This is a genomic window from Modestobacter roseus (assembly GCF_007994135.1).
GTDB classification, from domain to species: Bacteria; Actinomycetota; Actinomycetes; order Mycobacteriales; family Geodermatophilaceae; genus Modestobacter; species Modestobacter roseus.
Genome location: NZ_VLKF01000001.1, coordinates 3,512,712 through 3,530,508 on the forward strand (window position 1 = coordinate 3,512,712; position 17,797 = coordinate 3,530,508).

Consider the following 17,797-nt stretch of genomic DNA (forward strand, 5'->3'; position numbering starts at 1 on the left):
CACCGCAGATGCGGAACTACAAGCGCGTATCCCCCGCCACTGCGGCGATCCGGGTCAGGCGGGGACGCGTCGGCGGAGCAGCACCGGGGACCGGCCGCGGACCGGCCGGGCCTCCCCGCGGGCCGGCCGCAGCGAGGCGAGCGACCAGGCCCCCACCCGGAACAGGGCCTCGCGGATGATCCGGCCGTTCATCTTGCTCTGCCCGAACTCCCGGTCGGCGAAGACGATGGGCACCTCGGCCACGCGGAGCCCCCGGGACCACGCCTGCCGGGCCACGTCGATCTGGAAGCAGTACCCCTGCGACTGCACCGATCCCAGGTCCAGCGACTGCAGCGCCTGCCGGCGGAAGGCGCGGAACCCGCCGGTCGCGTCACCGATCGGCAGGCCGAGGGCCACCTGGACGTAGCGGTTCGCCGTCCGGCTGAGCACCTCGCGGCGCCGCGGCCAGTCGCGCACGCTGCCACCGGGCACCCAGCGCGACCCCAGGACGACGTCGGCGGTCGCCAACCGCGCCAGCAGCCCGGGCAGGTCCTCCGCGCGGTGCGAACCGTCGGCGTCCATCTGCGCGACCACCTCGTAGCCGGCGTCCAGCGCCCAGCGGAACCCCTGCACGTAGGCCGGCCCGAGACCGGCCTTGCCGGGGCGGTGCAGCACGTGCACCCGGGGGTCCGTCGCGGCGATCCGGTCGGCCAGGGCGCCGGTGCCGTCCGGGCTCGCGTCGTCGATGACCAGCACGTGCGCCTCCGGGACGGCCGCCAGCACCGCGCTCAGCGTCCGGGGCAGGCTCTCGCGCTCCTGGTAGGTCGGGATGCAGACGCACACGTCTCGAAGGCTCACCGTCGGGCCGTGCCCCCCTCCGACCGGGGGACACCTGCCCGAGGACACGATCGGGCAACGATTTACGAGTCTTGACCGGATCGTTACCCCGTGGTGCGGGTGCCTCGCCGGAGCCGCGGACATGGCAGGAGGGACCGACGAACGCGACCTCAAGGAGCACGACATGAACCGCATCGCCCGTGGCCTCGCAGCCGCGTCCGCCTCCAGCCTCATCGTGTTCGGCGCCGCCGCCTGCAGCGGCGAGAACGAGGACGACGACGGCACGGTCCAGGTGACCGAGACCGAGGAGCTCACCGAGACCGAGGAGCTCGAGACCGAGGTCACCGAGACCCTCGAGCCCACCGAGACCGAGACGGCGACCGAGGAAGAGGTCGTCGAGACCGAGACCGAGGTCGACACCGAGACCGAGACCGAGTTCGACGTCGACGTCACCGAGGACAACTGACCAGTGCTCCTCGCCGCTCCAGCGGCTGAACAGTCCCCAGCGGGCGGCGCCTCCGGGCGCCGCCCGCTGTGGGTCTGGGCACTGCCCCTGACGCTCCTCCTGCTGGGCGCCGCGCTCCGCTTCTGGGCCCTGGGCGACCCCGGCCGGCTCTACTTCGACGAGAAGTACTACGCCCAGGACGCCCGCGACTACGTGACCCGCGGCGTCGAGGAGGGCCGGCCGGCCCACCCGCCACTGGGCAAGTGGGTCATCGCCCTGGGCATCCAGGTCTTCGGCTGGACCCCGTTCGGCTGGCGGGTCGGCGTCGCGCTGGCCGGGTCGCTGACGGTGCTCCTCACCTACCTCACCGGACGCCGGCTGTTCCGACACCCCGCCTGGGCCGCGCTCGCCGCCCTCCTCGTGGCGCTGGACGGGCTCGCGCTGACCAGCAGCCGGATCGCCATGCTGGACGCCGTCCTCGCACTGTTCGTCGTGCTGGCGGTCTGGCTCGTGCTCGTCGACCGGGACGCCCGTCGCGCCGGGGGCGGGGCCGGGGAGCCGCTGCGCAGCTCCTTCATGGGCTCCCGGTACCGCTGGCTGGCCGGCCTGGCCCTGGGACTCGCCGTGGCGACCAAGTGGTCCGGGCTGCTGGCCATCGGCGCCGCCGCGCTGCTGGTGCTCGGCACCGAGCTCGCCGGCCGCCGCGAGGGGATCGGCCGGGCGACCCGCCGCGGCCTGGCCGTGACCGCCGGCGGGGTGCTGGCCTTCCTGCTCGTGCCCGCGGCCGTCTACGTCGCCAGCTTCACCGGCTGGTTCGTCAACTACGCCGACAGCCACGCCGGCGTCCAGGCCTGCGAGGCCGGGGAGTGCGACACGTCGTTCGGCCAGCGGGTGGACACCTGGGTCGACACCCAGGTCGACCTGGTCGGCTTCCACCAGCGCCTCGAGGCCACCCACCCCTACCGGTCGGACCCGCAGGGCTGGCCCTGGCTCGAACGCCCGGTGCTGGTCTACCTGGAGCGCTGCCTGAGCCCCGAGGACGTCGACGAGGGGTGCGCCGTGCCCGCCGGCACCGACGCCCGCATCGTGATGCTCGGCAGCCCTGCGCTGTGGTGGCCGGCCCTGCTCGCCGCGCCGGTGCTGCTCTGGCGGTCGGTCGTCCGGCGGGACGGCGCGGCGGCCACGATCGGGGTGACCCTGCTGGCGCTGTGGCTGCCCTGGTTCGCCGCGGGCAAGCCCGGCTACTCCTTCTACCTCGTGCCCGCGGTGCCCTTCCTCGCCCTGGCGCTGGTCCGCGCCGTGCAGGTCAGCCGGTGGCCGCGGCTGCTGGGTGGCGGGGTGCTCGCCCTGAACCTCGCCGCCTTCGTCTTCTTCGCCCCGATCTGGCTCGGCCTCCCCCTCACCCCGGACTCCCTCGACCTGCGCTACTGGCTGGACTCCTGGCGGTGACGCGCCGCCCGTCCTGCACCCCGTTTGTCGATCTCGGAGGCCGGGCATCGGGCGCCGGTGACCGTGACCGAGCAGCACAATCCGGTTGGCCGCGATGCTTCTGCGCGCACCCGGCGCATCCGGCAGACCGCCCGGGAGGTGCTCGGGTTCACGGAGTTCCGCCCCGGCCAGGAGGAGGCGATGAAGGCCGTCGCCGCCGGCCGGGACACCCTGGCGGTGCTGCCCAGCGGAGCCGGCAAGTCGGCGGTCTACACGGTGCTGGGCGCGCTGCTCGAGGGGCCGGTGCTGATCGTCTCGCCGCTCATCGCGCTGCAGCGGGACCAGGTCCAGCGGCTGACGGAGCTGGGCGAGGAGGCCGTCGGCCAGGCCGCCGTGCTGAACTCCGGCCTCTCCGGCAGCGACCAGCAGGCGGTGCTCGACGGGCTCCGTGACGGGACCGTCCGCTTCTGCTTCCTCGCGCCGGAACAGCTGGCCAAGCCCGAGGTCGTCGACACCATCCGCGAGGCCGGGCCCGCGCTGTTCGTCGTCGACGAGGCGCACTGCGTCTCCGCCTGGGGCCACGACTTCCGCCCCGACTACCTGCGCCTGGGCGGCGTGGTCGAGCAGCTCGGCCACCCGACCGTGCTGGCCCTCACCGCCACCGCCGCACCCCCGGTGCGCACCGAGATCCTGGAACGGCTGGAGATGCGCGACCCGGAGGTCGTCGTCGCCGGGTTCGACCGGCCGGAGATCCGCCTCGAGGTCGAGCAGCACCCCGACGCGCACGGCAAGCACGCCGCGGTCCTCGACCGGGTCAGCGAGCTGAGCGAGCGGGGCAGCGGGATCCTCTACAGCGCCACCCGCCGCTCGACCGAGGAGTTCGCGCAGGCACTCGCCGGGCGGGGGCTGCGGGCCCGCGCCTACCACGCCGGGCTGAGGAAGGCCGAGCGCGAGGAGGTCCAGCGCGAGTTCATGGCCGACGAGCTGGACGTCGTCGTCGCCACCACCGCCTTCGGGATGGGCATCGACAAGCCCGGCACCCGGTTCGTGGTGCACGCGGAGCCCGCGGACTCCGTCGACAGCTACTACCAGGAGATCGGCCGCGCCGGCCGTGACGGCGAGCCCGCGGTCGCGGTGCTGGTCTACCGGCAGGAGGACCTCGGCATCCGCAGGTTCTTCGCCGCCGGCGCCCCCGCCGAGGAGGAGCTGCAGCAGGTGGCCGGGCTGGTCCGCGCCGGCGTGCAGGCCGGCATGGACGGCGTCGACGTGCGGTCGCTGCGCGAGGAGACCGGCCGGGCCGCGACGCCGCTGGTACGCGACCTCAACCTGCTGGAGCAGGCCGGTGCGGTGGTGCTGGACGACGAGGGGACGGCCTCCCCCGCCCCCGACGCACCGCCCCCGGGCGCGGCCGCCGCGGCCGCCCGCGAGCTCGCCGAGCACCACGTCCGGGTCGACGAGAGCCGGATCGAGATGATGCGCGGCTACGCCGAGACCACCGGGTGCCGGCGCCAGTTCCTGCTCGGCTACTTCGGTGAGCAGCTCGACGAGCCGTGCGGCAACTGCGACAACTGCAGCGCCGGGCTGTCCACCGGGCAGCACACCGCCGACGCCGACCACCCCTTCCCGGTGGACGCGGCGGTGGAGCACGCCGAGTGGGGCCCGGGCGTGGTCATGCGGCACGAGGACGACCGGGTGGTCGTGCTCTTCGAGGCGGTCGGCTACAAGACCCTCGCCCTGCAGGCCGTGCTGGACCACGACCTGCTCCGCGTCCGCACGGGCGGGTGATCTGCGTCCGCTCGCCGTGCGGGTTCCCTGCGGTGGCTTGATCATGAACGGGGACCGGGCGGAACGCGCCCGGCCGGGAGGAGCACGCGTGAAGGTCCTGGGCATCAACGCCATCTACCACGACCCGGCGGCGGCCCTGGTCGTCGACGGGAAGGTCGTGGCCGCGGCCGAGGAGGAGCGCTTCAGCCGGCGCAAGCACGGCAAGCGCCCGCTGCCGTGGAGCGCCTGGGAGCAGCCGGAGCTGGCCGCGGCCTGGTGCCTGGCGGAGGCCGGCATCCGGCCCGAGGAGCTCGACGCGGTCGCCTACTCCTTCGACCCGGCGCTGATGGGCACCCCGGAGGAGTCCGGGCTGGACGACCCCGGCGACGTGATGCGCAAGCAGTACGCGGAGATGGCGCCGGAGTTCCTGGCCCACGCGCTGCCCGGGCTGGACCCGGCGAAGGTCCGCTTCGTCAAGCACCACGTCGCGCACGCCGCCTCGGCCGGCAAGGCCGCCCCGCAGCGGGACAACGCGGTGCTGGTGCTCGACGGTCGCGGGGAGGCGCACAGCCACCTCGCCGGCCGTTACGTCGACGGGCAGCTCGAGGTGCTCGCCGGCCAGGCGCTGCCGCACTCGCTCGGCCTGATGTACGAGGACCTCACCGCCCACCTGGGCTTCCTGCGGAGCTCCGACGAGTTCAAGGTCATGGCGATGGCGTCCTACGGCAAGCCGCGCTTCCTCGGTGAGCTGTCGGAGCTGATCCGGGCCACCGACGACGGCGGCTTCCGCACCGAGGCGATCGACTTCGCCGAGTTCGCCCCCCGGCTGGGCAAGGGCGAGCAGTGGACCGCCGACCACGCCGACCTCGCCGCCAGCGTGCAGACGCGGCTGGAGGAGGTGCTGGTCGACCTGGCCCGCTGGGTGCACGAGCAGACCGGCGAGAAGACCCTCACCCTGGCCGGCGGCACCGCGCTGAACTGCGTCGCCAACACCCGCATCCTCGCCGAGAGCCCGTTCGAGGAGGTGTGGGTGCAGCCGGCCGCGGGCGACGCCGGCACCGCCCTGGGCGCCGCGCTGCACGTCGCCGCCGAGCTGGGCGAGACCACCGAGCCGATGCCGGGGGCGGCGCTGGGCCGCGGCTGGAGCGACGACGAGATCGAGCAGTGGCTCGTCACCGCGGCGATCGACTACGAGCGCCCGCACGACGTCGCCGAGACGGTCGCCGAGGTGCTGGCCGACAACGGCATCGTCGCCTGGTTCCAGGGCCGCAGCGAGTACGGCCCGCGCGCGCTGGGCCACCGGTCGCTGCTCGCCCACCCCGGCTTCGAGGCGAACCTGGAGCGGATGAACGACGTCAAGGGCCGCGAGCAGTTCCGCCCGGTGGCGCCGATGGTGCTGCTGGAGAGGGCGCCGGAGATCTTCAGCCGCGGCCCGATCCCGTCGCCGTACATGCTCTTCGTGCACGACGTCGCCCCGGAGTGGAAGGACCGCATCCCCACCGTCACCCACGTCGACGGCACGGCGCGGATCCAGACCATCGACCCGGCCACCGAGCCGCTGGTGCACCGGATGATCTCCGCCTTCGAGCGGCGCACCGGCGTCCCGGTGGTGGTGAACACCAGCCTGAACACCGCCGGGCGGCCGATGGTCGACGACCCGCGCGACGCCCTGGAGTGCTTCGGCTCGGCCCCGGTCGACCTGCTGGCCATCGGCCCGTTCGTCGTCCGTCGACCGAAGGCCACCGCCCGACCGGCCTGAGGTCACGATCCGGGATCGACCGCCACCCCATCGGGTGGCGGTCGTTTTCGTACCGCCCGCCTGGGAACTCCCTGTGACGGCCCGTCGAGACAGGGCGGCGCCGACGACGATCCCGGAGGCACCCATGACCACAGCAGACCAGCACGGCGCCGGCCGCCGAGGCATGACCTGGCCGCAGATGCTCGCCCTGGCGATCGGCGTGGTCTACACGCTCGTCGGCATCGTCGGCTTCTTCATCACCGGGTTCGACGACTTCGCCGAGCACACCGACGAGACGATCCTCGGCTTCGGCATCAACCCGCTGCACAACATCGTGCACCTGGTGATCGGCCTGGCCGGCATCGCCCTGTCCCGGAAGCTGGGCACCGCCCGCACGTACGGCTGGCTGCTGGCCGTCGGCTACGGGGCGGCCTTCGTCTACGGCCTGTTCGCCGCCGGCGAGACCGACTCGCTGAACTTCCTCAGCATCAACTGGGCCGACAACTGGCTGCACCTGGCCAGCGTGCTCGCCGGCCTGGCCATCGCGCTGGGCCCGGTGAAGGACGCGACCACCCGCGGGCGCGACGAGTCGCTGCGCACTCGCTGAGCCCCACCGCACGAACCGCACCACCGCCCCGGCCGCCCACCCGGCGTCCGGGGCGGTCGTGTGTGCACACCCCGGTGGGGCGTGGATCACATCTGCCGCTACCGTCCGGGCATGGACTTCAGCCTCTCCGCCCGGGCCGAGGACGTCACCGGCCGGATGTGGGACTTCATGCGGGAGCGGGTGTTCCCCGCGGAGCCGGTGTACGACGCCTGGCGGGCCGCCCGCGGCCACGACGACCACGGCCACCCGCCGGTGCTCGAGGAGCTCAAGGCCGAGGCTCGCGCCCGCGGGCTGTGGAACCTCTTCTCCCCCGAGCACTCCGGGCTGTCCAACCTGGAGTACGCCAGCGTCGCCGAGGTGACCGGGTGGTCGCCGGTGATCGCGCCCGAGGCGACCAACTGCGGCGCGCCGGACACCGGCAACATGGAGACCCTGATGCTCTTCGGGACGCCGGAGCAGCAGGAGCGCTGGCTGGCGCCGCTGCTGGCCGGGGAGATCCGGTCCGGGTTCGCGATGACCGAACCCGACGTCGCCAGCTCCGACGCCCGCAACATCCAGACCTCGATCGTCCGCGACGGCGACGAGTACGTGGTCAACGGACGCAAGTGGTGGACCTCCGGCGCCGCCGACGAGCGCTGCCAGGTGTTCATCGTGATGGGCAAGACCGACCCCGACGGCGAGCCGCACCGCCAGCAGTCGATGGTGCTGGTGCCCCGGGACACCCCCGGCCTGGAGATCGTCCGGCACCTGCCGGTCTTCGGCTACCAGGACCAGCACGGGCACTCGGAGCTGCGGTTCACCGACGTCCGGGTGCCGGCGGCGAACCTGCTGGCCGGGGAGGGTGACGGCTTCATGATCGCCCAGGCCCGGCTGGGCCCCGGTCGCATCCACCACTGCATGCGCGCGCTGGGCATGGCCGAGCGGGCCCTGATGCTCATGGTCGAGCGCGCCAAGGCCCGGGTCGCCTTCGGCCGGCCGCTGGCCGAGCAGGGCACCGTGCGTGAGCTGATCGCCCGCTCGCGGATCGAGATCGACTCCGCCCGGCTGCTCGTGCTCAAGACCGCCGACCTCATCGACCGGCACGGGGCGAAGGGCGCGCGCACCGAGATCGCCGCGATCAAGGTGGCCGCGCCGCAGGTGGCCTGCGACGTGATCGACCGGGCGATCCAGGTGCACGGGGGCGCCGGGGTCAGCAACGACACGGTGCTGGCCCGCTTCTACGCCAGCGCCCGCACACTGCGGATCGTCGACGGGCCCGATGCGGTGCACGTCCGCTCGGTGGCCCGCGAGGAGTTGGCGCGCGAGCGCCCCTGGCACGGCTGACGTCGGTAGATCCGCCCGGTCCGGGGTGTATCAGGACCCGGGGGTCACGACTCGGTCACGGCGACGTCCCTCCCGCGCCCGCACGGCGTCTGCAGGGGTGACGGCGGGAGGAGACCGGGTGCGAGGCGACGACGAGGTGCAGCACAGCGGGGCGGGGAGCGAGCCGGCCTCGGTGGTGGCGATGCGCCAGCTGGCCGAGGAGGCCCACCGGCGGCCGTACGGTCACCGGCCGCCGAGAACGCTCCCAGCTGCGCGGGCCGTTCCCACCGGGCTGCGGCGGTGGCCCGTCGGGAGCCTCGCGGAGGAGGCAGTGTGGACGACGTCCGGACGCTGGCGGCGATCCCGCCCCGGCTGAGTGGCCGGGTCGTGTCCATCGGGGTCGGCTCGGCGATCGTCCCGGTGGCCGCCTTCAGCGGTCCGGCGCCGGTCACGCCGTTCCCCTCCGAGCTGGTGGCGCGGGAGAGCGCCTGACGGGTCTCAGGTGCGCGGGGCGCGCCGGTACAGCAGGAACCCGACGACCGCGAGCGCCACCCCGAGCACCAGCTGGGCGATGCCGACGCCGGCCCGGTCCGAGCCGAACCAGGAGACGCTGGAGACCAGCAGCACGGCCGCGACGCCCAGCACCAGCAGGGCGACGAGTCGTTCGCGGGGACGGTGGGGACCGGGAGAGCTCACACCCCGACCTTACGGAGCAGGGACCTCCGGACCTGCCCGACCCGGCGGCGCGGGGGATACGTTCACCGGCCATGACCGAGGTGATCACGGTGTCCGGGCTGGTGAAGACGTTCGGCCGCACCCGGGCGCTGGACGGGCTGGACCTCACCGTGCGCGCCGGGGAGGTGCACGGCTTCCTCGGGCCCAACGGCGCCGGGAAGTCCACCGCCATCCGGGTGCTGCTCGGGCTGCTGCGGGCCGACTCCGGCGACGTCCGCCTGCTGGGCGGGGATCCCTGGCGCGACGCCGTCGCCCTGCACCGCCGGCTGGCCTACGTGCCCGGCGACGTCCTGCTGTGGCCCTCCCTCAGCGGTGGCGAGGTGATCGACCTCCTCGGCCGGCTGCGTGGCGGCCTGGACGGCCGCCGCCGCGCCGAGCTGCTGGACCGTTTCGACCTGGACCCGCGCAAGAAGGCGCGCACCTACTCCAAGGGCAACCGGCAGAAGGTCGCGCTGGTCGCCGCGCTCGCCTCCGACGCCGAGCTGCTGCTGCTCGACGAACCGACGTCCGGCCTGGACCCGCTCATGGAGGCGACCTTCCAGAGCTGCATCCAGGAGATCCGGGCGGAGGGCCGCACCGTCCTGCTGAGCAGCCACGTCCTCGCCGAGGCCGAGGCGCTGTGCGACCGGGTGAGCATCATCCGCGCCGGCCGGGTGGTGGAGAGCGGGACGCTCGCGGAGCTGCGGCACCTGACCCGCACCTCCGTCACCGCCGAGACCGTCCGCCCGGTCGCGGCGCTCGAGGGGCTGGCCGGGGTCCACGACCTGGTCCACCGGGACGGCCGGGTGGCCTTCGACGTCGACGGCGACGCCCTGGACGCGGCCGTGCGCTGCCTCAGCGAGGCGGGGCTGCGGACGCTGACCAGCAGCCCGCCGACCCTGGAGGAGCTGTTCCTCCGCCACTACGACGACGAGCTGCCCCGGATCGAGCACCCCGCCGAGGAGGCGGCCCGGTGAGCGCCGCCCGCGCCGGGGCCGGCACGGGCACCCTGCTGCGGTTCGCGCTGCGCCGGGACCGGGTCCGGCTGCCGGTGTGGGCGCTGCTGGGGGCGCTGCTGGTGGCCGTGCAGACCTCGGCCAGCCAGTCGACCTACGACACGCCGGAGTCCCTGGTCACCTACCGCGCGACCGTGGGCAGCAACGCGGCGAGCATCGCCCTGTCCGGCCCCCCGGTCGGGCTGGACACGGTCGCCGGGACGGTGGCCTTCGAGATGGCCACCCCGCTGGCGCTGGTGGCCGTGCTGATGGTGATGTTCACCGTCGTCCGGCACACCCGCGCCGACGAGGAGGCCGGGCGCACCGAGCTGGTCCGGTCGGCCCGGGTGGGCCGGCACGCGCCGCTGTTCGCCGCCACGGGCACCGCGGGCGCCGCCTCGGTGGCGCTGGGCGCGGCGGTGACCACCGGCGCCGTCAGCACGGGGCTGCCGGCCGGCGGGGCGGTGCTGCTGGGCGCCTCGGTGGCCGGCACCGGCCTGGTGTTCACCGGGGTGACCGCCGTGCTGGCCCAGGTGAGCGGAGGCGCCCGCGGCGTGTACGGGCTGGTCGGTGCGGTGCTCGGGCTGGCGGTCGTGCTGCGCGCGGTCGGGGACGTCGAGGGCAACGGGCTGAGCTGGGCGTCCCCGATCGGCTGGGCCCAGGCCACGCACCCGTGGTCGGACGACCGCTGGTGGCCGCTGCTGGTGTGCCTGGCCGCCGTGGGCGCACTGGTGCTGACCGCCCGGCAGCTGGTCGACCACCGCGACCTCGGCGCCGGACTGGTCGCGCCCGGGCCCGCCCGGGCCACCGCGCCGCGCAGCCTGCGGTCCCCCCTCGGGCTGGCCTGGCGGCTGCACCGCGGTGCGCTGCTCGGCTGGGCGGTGGGGGTGTCGCTGCTCGGAGCGGTCTACGGCCTGCTGGCCGAGTCGGTGGAGACGCTGCTGGCCGACAACCCCGAGGCGGCCCAGTTCCTGCCGGACGGGTCCCCCGGCGGCCTGGTGGACGCCTACCTGAGCGTGACGGTGACCGTGAACGCGCTGCTGGCCACCGCGTACGGGGTCAGCGCCGCGATCCGCGCCCGCACCGAGGAGGCCGCCGGCCGCGCCGAGCCGGTGCTCGCGACCGCGACCGGGCGGATGGGCTGGCTGGGCAGCCACGTCCTCGTCGCCCTCGCCGGGACGGCGCTGCTCCTCGTGCTCATCGGGCTCGCCACGGGCGCGGCACGGGCCACCGCCACCGGCGACGCCGCCGAGCTCAGCCGGCTCGCCGGCGCGGCGCTGGGCTACGCGCCCGCGGTCTGGCTGGTCACCGGGGTCGCGGTCGCGCTCGCCGGCGTGCTCCCCGCCGCCGCCACCGCCGCCGCGTGGTCGGCGTTCGGCCTGGTGGCCGTGCTCACCGTCTTCGGCGACTCCTTCGACCTGCCGGCGTGGCTGGTCGAGCTGTCCCCGCTGGCCCGGACGCCGGCGATGCCCACCGAGCCGTGGTCGACGCCGCCGGTGCTGGTCCTGGCGGTCGTCGCCGCCGCGCTGATCACCGTGGGCCTGGTGGGCTTCCGGCGTCGTGACCTGACCACCGCCTGAGACCGGTCAGCCCCGCTTCGTCGGCGGCTTGCCCTCGGCGCGCGCCTCCTGGGCCTGGACCGGGTCGTAGGCGCAGGCGTCGGCCACCTCGGCGGCCGGGTCGCCCGGCGTGGTCGAGGCGGCGGAGGAGCTGGGCGCCGCGGACCCGGTGGCCGGCGCCGGCGGCGTCGTGCTGGCCGCTGCGCCGTCCGCCGGGGCACCGTCCCCGGCGTCGCCGCCCGGAGCGGGGTCCAGCGCCTGCTGCACCAGCGAGCGGATCCGGTCGTAGTCGGGGTAGGCCGGGGTGATCACGGTGTCGTCGAAGACGACGCTGCGGATCTCGGTGTCCTGCACCAGGAAGGCGAGGTCGACGACGTCGTCCAGCAGCGACTGCGGGATGTCGGTGGAGACGATGTCCTGGGTGGTCGCGGCCAGCTCCCGGTACCGGGACAGCAGGGTGACCGGGTCGGCGGCCTCGACGATCGCGTCGATGACGCAGCGCTGGCGGTCCATCCGCTGGTAGTCCGACAGCCCGTACCGGCCCCGGGCGAAGTCCAGCGCCCGCGGACCGTCGAGGTGCTGGTCGGGGCCGGGGGCGATGTAGTCGTCGGGGAGCTCCTCACCGACGATGCCGTTGACCGGCACCCAGTAGTTCACGTTGACGTCGATGCCGCCGAGCGCGTCGACGAGCCGGCTGAACCCCTCGAGGTTGACCAGCACGAAGTAGTCGATCTGCAGCCCGAGGGCCTCGCCGACGCCCAGCTTGAGCATGTCCGCGCCGAGGTCGTCGGTCGGCCCCAGGATGTCCGGGTACCAGGCCGGGCCGTTGCGGTAGACGGCGTTGAGCAGGCTCTCGCTCTCGCTGCCGACGTCGAACCCGTCGGGCCACACCTCGTGCAGCGGGCTGTCCTCGGGGAAGGGCAGCTCCTGCAGGTTGCGGGGGAGGCTGAACAGCGTCGTCTCGCCGGTCCCGGTCTGGATGTTGGCCACGATGACGGTGTCGGTGCGCACCCCGTCGCGCCCGTCCCCGCCGTCGCCGCCGAGCAGGAGGATGTTCACCTCCTCCCGGTCCCCGAAGGGGTGGGCGTCGTCGACCGGGTCGGTGACCGTGGCGCTCTCCCGGTCGGCGAAGACCGTGTCGACCAGGTCCCGCTGGGCCAGGACGGCGCCGACCGCCTGGGAGGCCGGCCAGGCGATCCCCGCGCACAGGGCCAGGACGACCCCGGCCCCCAGCGCCTGCTGCCAGGCGCGCAACCGGCTCGGGCGCAGCACGAGGTACCCGGCGACCACCATCAGCGCCCAGGCCACCGCGAGCGCGACCACCCCGACGACCAGCCAGGTGAGGGCGGTGGAGTCGACGGCCACCATGATCGCGTCCCGCCAGCCGCCGAGGCCGAGCCACACCAGGCCGGCCATCAGCAGCCCGAAGACGACGAGCACGGCGGCGCCCAGGCGGCGCCGGCCAGCGGCCAGGAACGCCGTGCCGGGGAGGACGGCGCCGAGGACGGTGAGCCCGAGCGCCGGGCCGAAGTCGCGGGGTGCGTGCCGGGGGCGGCGGTGCAGGGCACGCGCCCCGCCCCGGGCGCGGCCAGGTGGCTGGTCCGGGCCCGTCGGGTCGTCGCTCACGCGGCCGTCGTCCCCTCGCAGCACCTGGTCATCCCGCCCATGCTCCCACCGTCGGCCGCGGGTTCGCCCTGGTTCCGACGCTGGATCACTCGTCCGGACCGGTCAGGGCGACGTTGCGTCCGCGCACGACCACGGTCTGCCGCGGATCCGGGGCGCGGCGGTGACCAGCGGCACAGTCTGCGGACTGGGCAGCCCCGGCGGCGGGTAGCCCCGAGGAACGCCGGGCCCCGGCCCGCGTTGTTACGGTTGCGTAGGTTACGAGACCGTAGGTGACGTCCAGGAGGACCAGTGACGCAGACGACCCCGCAGACAGCCCTGCTGATCGAGCTCGAGTCCGTCGTGGCGGAGAACCTCGACCGCCACCTCGGGCTGGCCCAGGAGTGGCACCCGCACGACTACGTCCCCTGGTCCCAGGGCCGCGACTTCGCCTTCCTCGGCGGCGAGGACTGGTCCCCGGAGCAGTCGAAGCTGGACGAGACCGCCAAGGCGGCGATGTTCACCAACCTGCTCACCGAGGACAACCTGCCCAGCTACCACCGGGAGATCGCCACCCAGTTCGGCCGGGACGGCGCCTGGGGCACCTGGGTGGGCCGCTGGACGGCGGAGGAGAACCGCCACGGCATCGCCCTGCGCGACTACCTCGTCGTCACCCGCGGCGTGGACCCCGTCGAGCTCGAGCGCGCCCGGATGGACTACATGACCTCCGGCTACGACTCCGGGGACAAGACCGCCCTGGAGACGGTCGCCTACGTCTCCTTCCAGGAGCTGGCGACCCGGGTGAGCCACCGGAACACCGGCAAGGCCACCGGCGACCCGATCGCGGACAAGCTGCTCGCCCGGATCGCCAAGGACGAGAACCTGCACATGGTCTTCTACCGGAACATCGTCTCCGCGGCCTTCGAGATCGACCCCGACGCCACGATGCGCGCGGTGGCCGACGAGGTCATGCGGTTCGAGATGCCCGGGGCCACCATGGCCGGCTTCCGCAAGAACTCGGTGATCATCGCCAAGGCCGGCATCTACGACCTGCGCCTGCACCACGACGAGGTCATCTCGCCCGTGCTGCGGGCCTGGAAGGTGTTCGAGCGGACCAACCTCGGCCCCGCCGGCGAGCAGGCCCGCGAGGAGCTCGCCCAGTTCATGGTCGGGCTGGACGCGCAGGCGACGAAGTTCGTGGAGAGCCGCGAGCGCATGCGCGCCCGCCAGCAGGCCCGCCAGGAGACCCCGCTGACGCCGCTCCCCCAGGCCTGAGGCGACCCGGGGGACCGGCCTAGGCTCGGTCCCCGTGCGCCTGGCGACCTGGAACGTGAACAGCATCCGCAGCCGCGTCGACCGGGTGGAGGCCTGGCTGCAGCGCAGCGACGTCGACGTCCTGGCGCTGCAGGAGACCAAGTGCAAGGACGAGCAGTTCCCGGAGGACCGCTTCCGGGCGCTGGGGTACGAGGTCGCGCACGTCGGCCACTCGCAGTGGAACGGCGTGGCCCTGCTGTCCCGGGTGGGTCTGACCGACGTCGAGGTGGGCTTCCCGGGCATGCCGTCGTGGGCCAAGGAGGGCGCCGAACCGGTCGCCGAGGCCCGGGCACTGGGCGCGACCTGCGGCGGGGTGCGGGTGTGGAGCCTCTACGTGCCCAACGGCCGCACGCTGACCGACCCGCACCTGCAGTACAAGCTCGAGTGGCTCGAGGCGCTGCGGGTGAGCGCGGGCGGCTGGCTGGGTGCGGACGCCGACGCGCCGGTCGCCCTGGTCGGTGACTGGAACATCGCGCCGCAGGACGACGACGTCTGGGACATCTCGGTGTTCAGCCACTCCACGCACGTCTCCGAGCCCGAGCGGGCGGCGTTCCGCGGGGTGGTCGAGGCCGGCTTCACCGACGTCGTCCGGCCCTACACCCCGGGGCCCGGCGTCTACACGTACTGGGACTACACGCAGCTGCGCTTCCCCCGCCGCGAGGGCATGCGGATCGACTTCGTGCTCGGCTCCCCCGCCCTCACCCGCCGGGTCACCGACGCCCGGATCGACCGCGAGGAGCGCAAGGGCAAGGGCGCCAGCGACCACGCCCCGGTCGTCGTCGACCTCGCCGACTGAGCACCCATCCGGCGGTTCCGCCGGATCACCGGACGCCGCTGACCAGCGAGAACCGTCGGTGGCCAGGGGCATGATCGAACGGATGATCGCCCGGCCCGGGTGCGCGGAGACCCGGGTCGAGCGGCTGCACGCCCACCACCTGCGGCAGGCTGCAGGGAGGAGGCCCCGACGTCTTGCTTGGCTGCGCGGGCGAATCGCGCTGACTTCAGTGGACGCTCTCGAAAGTTGGGCTGGCCTGCGTCGTCGGCTGCCTCTCCCTGCGTAGTCTCTCCCTGCTATGGGTGACTTCTGGAACCTCGGGACGGACGCCCCGTGGGGACGCGCTGATTGGCTGTCGTTCGGCCAGTTGGTCTTCACTGTCCTGGGTTTCGGCCTGGCATTTTTTCAACTCCGGCGCGGAGCAGAGGCTGCGGAAGGAAGTCAGCAACTCCTTAAGAACCTTGGCCTTCGACTTCTCGGCAACGACTTGCTAGTTCTGCTGCCACAGCTTCAACGCGTGGAAGACGACATCTACTACGCGGTCAAGTCTGGCGATCCCGACTTAGTGGAAAAGCATTTGGTTATTTATGCCAGGAGCGCTAGCCATGTTGCGGAGTTACTCCGGAAGCATGAGGGCGACGAAAACAGAGCGCTCGTAGACTTGCTGGACCAAACAATTAAGGCCGCGACCCGCGCAAAAGGCGAGCTGGCGGAGGGTGCGTCGCGAGATCTGCGCGAGGTGGTGAAGTTGACAACCGGCAGAATGACCAAGGCCTCCGTTGAGGTCAGCGCCGCCGTAGCTCGACTCCAGCGGAAAGTAGGAGACGAATGAGCATATTGTCGGGCGAAGACGCGACTGAAGTCCTGAGACGGCTCCATGAGCGAACGGAGCAGGGGCAGCTCCAGTGGGACATCTGGCGTGAGGCCGTGGAGTATCAAGCATCCACCGAAAACTTCCATTATTACCTGAAATCCCGCGACGAAGATGACTCGCCGCCGTACCGCCTCGAGTTATGGAAGAGGCGCACAAAACCTACCGGCGAGAGTGACAACGTTAAGGTCGCCGAGATATCGACTACCGATGGGGCCGCATACAACAGTCAGCTTTCTCGTCTCTACGCGGCAGTGAAACTATCAAGCATTGGGATTAGAGACCTGAAAAATGACGTCCTGAAGGACCTGGAGTGATGGGCGAATCCTGCCGCAGACGGGTCGCCTTGACTGAGGTCGCAATGTAACTCGTACTTGCCTTCAGACTTCGCTTCCCGGCTCTCCGGCCCTCCGGCAGTGAGTGCATCGCCGCGAGGGTCGTCGCGGTGCACGATTCTGCCCGACAAGTGCCCGTGAGCTACGTCGGCACCAGTGGCGCCCTCGACGGATGGGGAGGGCGACCGCAAGGCGCCGCTGGATGGTGGACAGCGCCCCGGGCTCGGGCTGTGGCGGACCCTCTGCTCGCCGGGCGTCTCAGGCGACCCGAGGGGGTCGCCTCTTGGCACTTCTTCTGCACCGTGCGGGACGCGTCCGGCGGTGTTCTCTTCTCATTGCCGCCCCACGCGGCGGCTCTTGGCCGCTGGCTCGGGCCGCCTGAGCAGGAAGGGCGCCGCCCCGACAGCCGTTGCACCAGGCGATGACCACCGCGCTCGCCGCTCCCGCCACTGCCCCGGCTCCCTCCGCCACCCGCCGCTGGACGCCGTCCCGCGTCCTGGTCACCCGCTCCGCCGCCGAACGGCCCTACGGCCAGCGGGTGCTCGCCCGCCTGGAGGCGGCCGGGGTGAACGACATCGAGCTTCTGCGCGGCGACCGGCTGGCCAACCTGCGCGGCGACGGCGACCGGGCGGCGTTCATGGCGGCCAAGCAGACGCTTGCGCTGGTGGTGCCGCCGGCGTCGCTGCGCCGGCTCCAGCCGATCGCCCCCTCGGCCGACTGGCGGTTCGACCTGGCGCAGGGCTGCCCCGCGCACTGCCAGTACTGCTACCTGGCCGGTTCGCTGTCCGGGCCGCCGATCACCCGGGTGTACGCCGACCTCGACGAGGCGCTGGCCGGCCTGGACGCCTACGTGGGCCACGGCACGGTCACCTCCGGCTCCGCCGCCCGGGCCGGGGAGGGCACCACCTTCGAGGCCTCCTGCTACACCGACCCGCTGGCGCTGGAGCACCTGACCGGTGGCCTGGCCACCGCGGTCGAGCACTTCGGCACCCACGACTGGGCCGGGCCGGTGCAGCTGCGCGCGACCACCAAGTTCGACGACGTCGCCGGCCTGCTAGAGCTCGCGCACGCCGGCCGCACCCGGCTGCGCTTCTCGCTCAACGCCGGCCCGGTGGCCCAGCGCTTCGAGGGCGCCACCTCGCCGGTGGCCGCACGGATCGCCGCGCTCGGCGCCGTCGCCGGGGCCGGCTACCCGGTCGGGCTCACGCTCGCGCCGATCATGCCGGTCGACGACTGGCGCGAGCACTACGGCCGGCTGCTCGACGACGTCGCCACGGCACTGCCCGCGGGCACCGACCTGACCGTCGAGTGCATCACCCACCGCTTCACGCCGGGCAGCAAGGAGACGCTGCTCGACTGGTACCCGCGCACCCGCCTGGAGATGGACGAGGAGCGGCGGACGACCAAGCGCGGGAAGTTCGGCTCGGTCAAGCACGTCTACCCGCGGGAGACGATGAGCGAGCTGCGGAGCTGGTTCGAGACCGCGATCGCCGACCGGCTCCCGCACGCCCGGCTGCTGTACTGGACCTGAC

Annotated in this window: 17 protein-coding genes; 14 read left to right on the plus strand and 3 right to left on the minus strand. The window is 73.3% G+C overall.

Features of this window, described 5'->3' with window-relative positions:
* Positions 1–54: 54 nt before the first annotated feature.
* Positions 55–837, minus strand: coding sequence for a polyprenol monophosphomannose synthase (locus JD78_RS16860; RefSeq protein ID WP_228395396.1), 783 nt, complete (start codon positions 835–837; stop codon positions 55–57).
* Between the two features lie 121 nt (positions 838–958).
* Here JD78_RS16860 and JD78_RS16865 point away from each other — a divergent pair, with 121 nt between their 5' ends.
* The 7 genes from JD78_RS16865 to JD78_RS16895 all read left to right on the plus strand — a co-directional run bounded on the left by JD78_RS16865 (position 959) and on the right by JD78_RS16895 (position 8,592).
* Positions 959–1,282: a hypothetical protein gene (locus tag JD78_RS16865; RefSeq protein WP_153362149.1), complete on the plus strand. Its 324-nt coding sequence runs from the start codon at positions 959–961 to the stop codon at positions 1,280–1,282.
* Positions 1,283–1,285: 3 nt separating this feature from the next.
* Positions 1,286–2,710, plus strand: coding sequence for a phospholipid carrier-dependent glycosyltransferase (locus JD78_RS16870; RefSeq protein ID WP_153362150.1), 1,425 nt, complete (start codon positions 1,286–1,288; stop codon positions 2,708–2,710).
* 57 nt (positions 2,711–2,767) lie between these two features.
* Positions 2,768–4,474, plus strand: coding sequence for a RecQ family ATP-dependent DNA helicase (locus JD78_RS16875; RefSeq protein WP_153362151.1), 1,707 nt, complete (start codon positions 2,768–2,770; stop codon positions 4,472–4,474).
* A gap of 88 nt (positions 4,475–4,562) precedes the next feature.
* Positions 4,563–6,212, plus strand: coding sequence for a carbamoyltransferase family protein (locus JD78_RS16880; protein ID WP_153362152.1), 1,650 nt, complete (start codon positions 4,563–4,565; stop codon positions 6,210–6,212).
* 124 nt (positions 6,213–6,336) lie between these two features.
* On the plus strand, positions 6,337–6,798 hold the full coding sequence (locus JD78_RS16885) for a DUF4383 domain-containing protein (protein ID WP_153362153.1): 462 nt from the start codon (positions 6,337–6,339) through the stop codon (positions 6,796–6,798).
* Between the two features lie 111 nt (positions 6,799–6,909).
* Positions 6,910–8,121 carry an acyl-CoA dehydrogenase family protein gene (locus JD78_RS16890; protein ID WP_153362154.1) on the plus strand — a complete coding sequence of 404 codons (1,212 nt, stop codon included), beginning with the start codon at positions 6,910–6,912 and terminating at the stop codon, positions 8,119–8,121.
* Positions 8,122–8,433: 312 nt separating this feature from the next.
* Entirely contained in the window at positions 8,434–8,592 is a 159-nt protein-coding gene (locus JD78_RS16895) for a hypothetical protein (protein ID WP_153362155.1), read from the plus strand.
* A 6-nt stretch (positions 8,593–8,598) separates the two neighbouring features.
* Here JD78_RS16895 and JD78_RS16900 read toward each other — a convergent pair whose 3' ends face one another.
* Positions 8,599–8,796 carry a hypothetical protein gene (locus JD78_RS16900; protein ID WP_153362156.1) on the minus strand — a complete coding sequence of 66 codons (198 nt, stop codon included), beginning with the start codon at positions 8,794–8,796 and terminating at the stop codon, positions 8,599–8,601.
* Between the two features lie 71 nt (positions 8,797–8,867).
* On the opposite strand from JD78_RS16900, the gene JD78_RS16905 reads away from it, so the two are divergent.
* Together JD78_RS16905 and JD78_RS16910 are read left to right on the plus strand one after the other, a co-directional pair.
* Positions 8,868–9,791: an ABC transporter ATP-binding protein gene (locus JD78_RS16905; RefSeq protein WP_153362157.1), complete on the plus strand. Its 924-nt coding sequence runs from the start codon at positions 8,868–8,870 to the stop codon at positions 9,789–9,791.
* The gene (locus JD78_RS16910) at positions 9,788–11,389 is read left to right on the plus strand and encodes an ABC transporter permease (RefSeq protein WP_153362158.1); all 1,602 of its coding nucleotides are present in this window, start codon (positions 9,788–9,790) and stop codon (positions 11,387–11,389) included. Before JD78_RS16905 ends, JD78_RS16910 begins: the two co-directional genes overlap by 4 nt.
* A gap of 6 nt (positions 11,390–11,395) precedes the next feature.
* On the opposite strand, the gene JD78_RS16915 is transcribed toward JD78_RS16910, so the two are convergent.
* Positions 11,396–12,994 carry an LCP family protein gene (locus JD78_RS16915; RefSeq protein WP_153362159.1) on the minus strand — a complete coding sequence of 533 codons (1,599 nt, stop codon included), beginning with the start codon at positions 12,992–12,994 and terminating at the stop codon, positions 11,396–11,398.
* Between the two features lie 288 nt (positions 12,995–13,282).
* Here JD78_RS16915 and JD78_RS16920 point away from each other — a divergent pair, with 288 nt between their 5' ends.
* The 5 genes from JD78_RS16920 to JD78_RS16940 all read left to right on the plus strand — a co-directional run bounded on the left by JD78_RS16920 (position 13,283) and on the right by JD78_RS16940 (position 17,796).
* Positions 13,283–14,245: an acyl-ACP desaturase gene (locus tag JD78_RS16920; RefSeq protein WP_153362160.1), complete on the plus strand. Its 963-nt coding sequence runs from the start codon at positions 13,283–13,285 to the stop codon at positions 14,243–14,245.
* A 34-nt stretch (positions 14,246–14,279) separates the two neighbouring features.
* Positions 14,280–15,080, plus strand: a complete 801-nt coding sequence (locus JD78_RS16925; RefSeq protein ID WP_153362161.1) for an exodeoxyribonuclease III — start codon at positions 14,280–14,282, stop codon at positions 15,078–15,080.
* 277 nt (positions 15,081–15,357) lie between these two features.
* Positions 15,358–15,891, plus strand: coding sequence for a hypothetical protein (locus JD78_RS16930; RefSeq protein WP_153362162.1), 534 nt, complete (start codon positions 15,358–15,360; stop codon positions 15,889–15,891).
* Positions 15,888–16,247 (plus strand): hypothetical protein, encoded by a 360-nt coding sequence (locus JD78_RS16935; protein WP_153362163.1) that lies wholly within the window; start codon positions 15,888–15,890, stop codon positions 16,245–16,247. The genes JD78_RS16930 and JD78_RS16935 overlap by 4 nt, the downstream gene beginning before the upstream one ends.
* A 439-nt stretch (positions 16,248–16,686) precedes the next feature.
* Positions 16,687–17,796, plus strand: a complete 1,110-nt coding sequence (locus tag JD78_RS16940) for an SPL family radical SAM protein (protein ID WP_153362164.1) — start codon at positions 16,687–16,689, stop codon at positions 17,794–17,796.
* Position 17,797: the final 1 nt, after the last annotated feature.

Excerpts from the sequence above, each read along its gene's own strand:
- JD78_RS16865 (WP_153362149.1), top strand. The coding sequence starts at position 959 with ATGGCAGGAGGGACCGACGAACGCGACCTCAAGGAGCACGACATGAAC.
- JD78_RS16885 (WP_153362153.1), top strand. The coding sequence starts at position 6,337 with ATGACCACAGCAGACCAGCACGGCGCCGGCCGCCGAGGCATGACCTGG.
- JD78_RS16890 (WP_153362154.1), top strand. The coding sequence starts at position 6,910 with ATGGACTTCAGCCTCTCCGCCCGGGCCGAGGACGTCACCGGCCGGATG.
- JD78_RS16905 (WP_153362157.1), top strand. The coding sequence starts at position 8,868 with ATGACCGAGGTGATCACGGTGTCCGGGCTGGTGAAGACGTTCGGCCGC.
- JD78_RS16930 (WP_153362162.1), top strand. The coding sequence starts at position 15,358 with ATGGGTGACTTCTGGAACCTCGGGACGGACGCCCCGTGGGGACGCGCT.
- JD78_RS16935 (WP_153362163.1), top strand. The coding sequence starts at position 15,888 with ATGAGCATATTGTCGGGCGAAGACGCGACTGAAGTCCTGAGACGGCTC.
- JD78_RS16940 (WP_153362164.1), top strand. The coding sequence starts at position 16,687 with ATGACCACCGCGCTCGCCGCTCCCGCCACTGCCCCGGCTCCCTCCGCC.